General features: G+C 34.9%; 3 protein-coding genes. 1 reads left to right on the top strand and 2 read right to left on the bottom strand.

The window, feature by feature from the left end; all coding sequences use genetic code 11:
• Positions 1 to 868 precede the first annotated feature (868 nt).
• The gene (locus AC1DND_RS23750) at positions 869 to 1,126 is read left to right on the top strand and encodes a helix-turn-helix domain-containing protein (RefSeq protein ID WP_215126009.1); all 258 of its coding nucleotides are present in this window, start codon (positions 869 to 871) and stop codon (positions 1,124 to 1,126) included.
• A gap of 714 nt (positions 1,127 to 1,840) precedes the next feature.
• On the opposite strand, the gene AC1DND_RS23745 is transcribed toward AC1DND_RS23750, so the two are convergent.
• Both AC1DND_RS23745 and AC1DND_RS23740 read right to left on the bottom strand, forming a co-directional pair.
• Positions 1,841 to 2,101: a hypothetical protein gene (locus tag AC1DND_RS23745; RefSeq protein ID WP_477585048.1), complete on the bottom strand. Its 261-nt coding sequence runs from the start codon at positions 2,099 to 2,101 to the stop codon at positions 1,841 to 1,843.
• Positions 2,102 to 2,264: 163 nt separating this feature from the next.
• A partial coding sequence (locus AC1DND_RS23740; protein ID WP_477585047.1) for a S8 family serine peptidase occupies positions 2,265 to 3,228 on the bottom strand: 964 nt, incomplete at its 5' end.

Here is a 3,228-nt window from a genome sequence, read left to right as displayed (position 1 = left end):
ATATAAAAAAGCCCAACAGAGAAAAAAAAACGGCAAATAACTACTAGTGGTCTTCATATAACAGGATTAAAAATGCTAAACTAAAAATTGATCAAAGGCAGTCGCCCAAAGTACCCAATTGTGGAAGAGGCTAAGTGGCAGAAAAACTCCCACCCTGGCCCAAAATCCGGACATACCAATCCCACTACGGCAAATCCGTTTATTCTTTAAAACACAAAAAATAGAGGAAAGATGGGCAAAAAACATCCCAATAAACCAGGTCCAAGCTCCAAGCAACAAAAAATGAGGCAGGCCATCATTATTAAGAACCTATTTTATTTTCGACCATAAAGGTCAACCTGCCCCATCCAAAAAAACTACTCAGGATTCTTTGGCTTCAAGGCATAAAGCCGATCAAACGGACAAGTTAATAGGGACTGATATAAAAATACTTGAAAATGATGAACAATTAAAATAACATATTGGAGCATACTCACCTCAGTAAGTACCAACCAGTTAATCCAACTTATTTTTTGTCTGCTCATAATCCTATGTTATGAGTCTTGGCGGAGAGAGGAAAAAGTGGGCTTCCCAAACCATAACCTCATAATGTTTCTCACGCCTTACGTTGAAATGGAATTACAGCAGAAGCCCACTCTTATTTTGGAAAGCTAAAGATAGCAATTCCGCTATAAGAAATGGGATAAAATCTGCTGTCCTGCTCCAACGGCGTGAGATTTGAGGTTGCAAGACTCTTAATTTTACCTTACTGGTTTTATTTTTTTATTACGTAAATGTAAATAAAAAAAAGCTTAATGTCAAGTAATTGCATGACGATTTTAAATAAAATATAAAAGACATTGCCAATTATATTTTTATTAGCAATAAAATGATTAGTGAGAAAGAAAAAATAATCCTGAAAAGATTCGGTCAGCATTTAAAATCTTTAAAAGAGAAACAGGAACTTTCTTATCGCGAATTTTACAAGAGAAGCGGGGTTAATACCGGAGATATTATTAAATATGAAAATGGAGAAACCAGTCCAAGTTTTATTACATTATTGAGATTGGCAATAGGTTTAAAAATCCATCCAACAGAACTTCTGGATTTTAATTTTGGAATCGACTTTAGCGCCGGGCTGGAATAACATAAGCTGTTATGATTAAGTGGCAAATCTGAAGATCATAAGCAACTAAAGAAAGAAGCGGCAAATAATGAAATGCTGATCATTATATCACCTAATGCACATTTAAAAAATCTTTACCACAAAATAGGATAGTTTGTGGCCCCATTCCCATTCTTTTTTCATCACTATCCATCATTTAGACCAAAAATTTTTGTGGTTAATTATGTATTTCAGTTTTTACCGGACACTAATGATTTTGTTTATAAAAATTCCAGTGTTGAAGGGAAAAGATACTTAGTTAGCTGCCTTTTTCCTGAAAAAAGGTAACAATGGAGACCGATATCGAACACTTTTGGTCAACCAAATTACCGAACATATCTACCTGAAAAACAAAAAATTAAGAGAAAAAAAATGGGGCAAAAATCTTCGAAAAAATCTTTGCCCCACTGGGGTCGGCAAAAGTTCGGATAAGCAATAAATTCATAGCCGATTTAAAGAGAATCGCAGAATTAGACACTAAAATAACAGAGTACGATGAGCTGGGAAGGCTCTTAAAAATTAGGAAGGAACAAGAAACACTAATCCCGAAAGTCATTGACAAAAAGAAAAAAAATTAGAGCTAAAAGAAAATCTAGAAAGGTCTTACTTAAAAAGTGGATCATTAATATTTCGGATGACTAATAAGTAACTTCTCGAAGAGTCACTCTACGCCTCGATTCAACTGACATAAGTAGGTTACACTTTTTGTCCCGAAAACCTACGGTACTTAGTACCACGCTTCGCTGGGAGCAGGTCCAGTTCATTGCCCGATTGCTTGAACCTGTTGTAATACTTCAAAAAACTCTGCGCATCAGTATCATGCGCAGAGTAGAAGTCTTTTACAAGTTTTAAATTGGCGTGCAAACCAGCTTTTACCTGTTCATATTCTGTGATCAGGAAACGGTATTTGCTCAGGTAATTACGCTTTAAGGTAAGATCATTCGTGTTTATTCGCATAAATCAATCACTAGCTAATACAAAACTAATTCTGTTACCGAATTACTAAACCCTTACAGCAATGACGATTTGCTATTACAATAACCTATAAAGCAATCATTTTATCAAAATAATAATCGAACTCTGGTTGATAATAAAATCAGGTGTTTTCTCTTAAATAGTTTTACTTATAAGTCGCCGCTAGTTTTAAAGCGTTATAAGCATTCACAATACCACCCGTTACACAAATTTCTGAGAAAGGTACACTAACTGGCGCTCCGTCTTTTAAAGAAGTTACATTATGGTTAATTTTTACAACCGATTTTAAAATGATTTCCTTTACCTGAGCTGCTGTTAATTTAGGATAATAAGAACGAATTAAAGCTGCCAAACCTACTACCACTGGTGCTGCCATACTAGTTCCGCTTTCCGGTTTATAAGTGTTTTCGGGAGTTGTTGAATTAATAAGTACCCCTGGGGCAAAAACATCGACACTTGTTTTTCCAAAATTAGAGAACCCAGCTTTTAAAGTTTCGTTATCTTTAAAAGCAGATGCTCCTACTGTAATATATGAACTTGCAATTTCTCCATTTAAGTATTTTCTTGAAGGAAAATTACTTTCAACATCTATATCTTTATTTTCATTCCCAGCAGCTTGAACCAATAATACATCTTTACTTACAGCATATTTAATTGCTTCATCTACTGCTTCTTTATCCGATGAATATGCTTTACCAAAACTCATGTTAATTACTTTAGCCCCATTATCTGCTGCGTACCTAATAGCGTTTGCAACATCTTTATCGCGTTCATCGCCATTTGGTGTAGTACGAACTCCCATAATTAACACATTATTCGCCACCCCCATAATGCCTAAATTATTGCTACGATCTGCACCAATTATACCCGAAACATGGGATCCATGCGAAGCATCAGGACCTTTTACATCATTATTACCATAAAATCTTTCCTTGCTGTTATTAGGATCATCACCTACAATACTACGAGGGTTATAATCAACATTGTAGTCATAATTAATTTGATCATCAAGATGCTTCATGTCTTTAGCTAGTCGGTCATTATAAAAAGTCTTGAAGTCCGTATCTTTTAAAACATTTAATAGAGTTGCTTTTATTCTACTTTCTCTC

It is taken from the genome of Pedobacter sp. 01N416, from assembly GCF_056399685.1.
The sequence above is the reverse complement of the archived record's forward strand: the minus strand, read 5'-3'. Positions and strand labels throughout refer to the sequence as shown.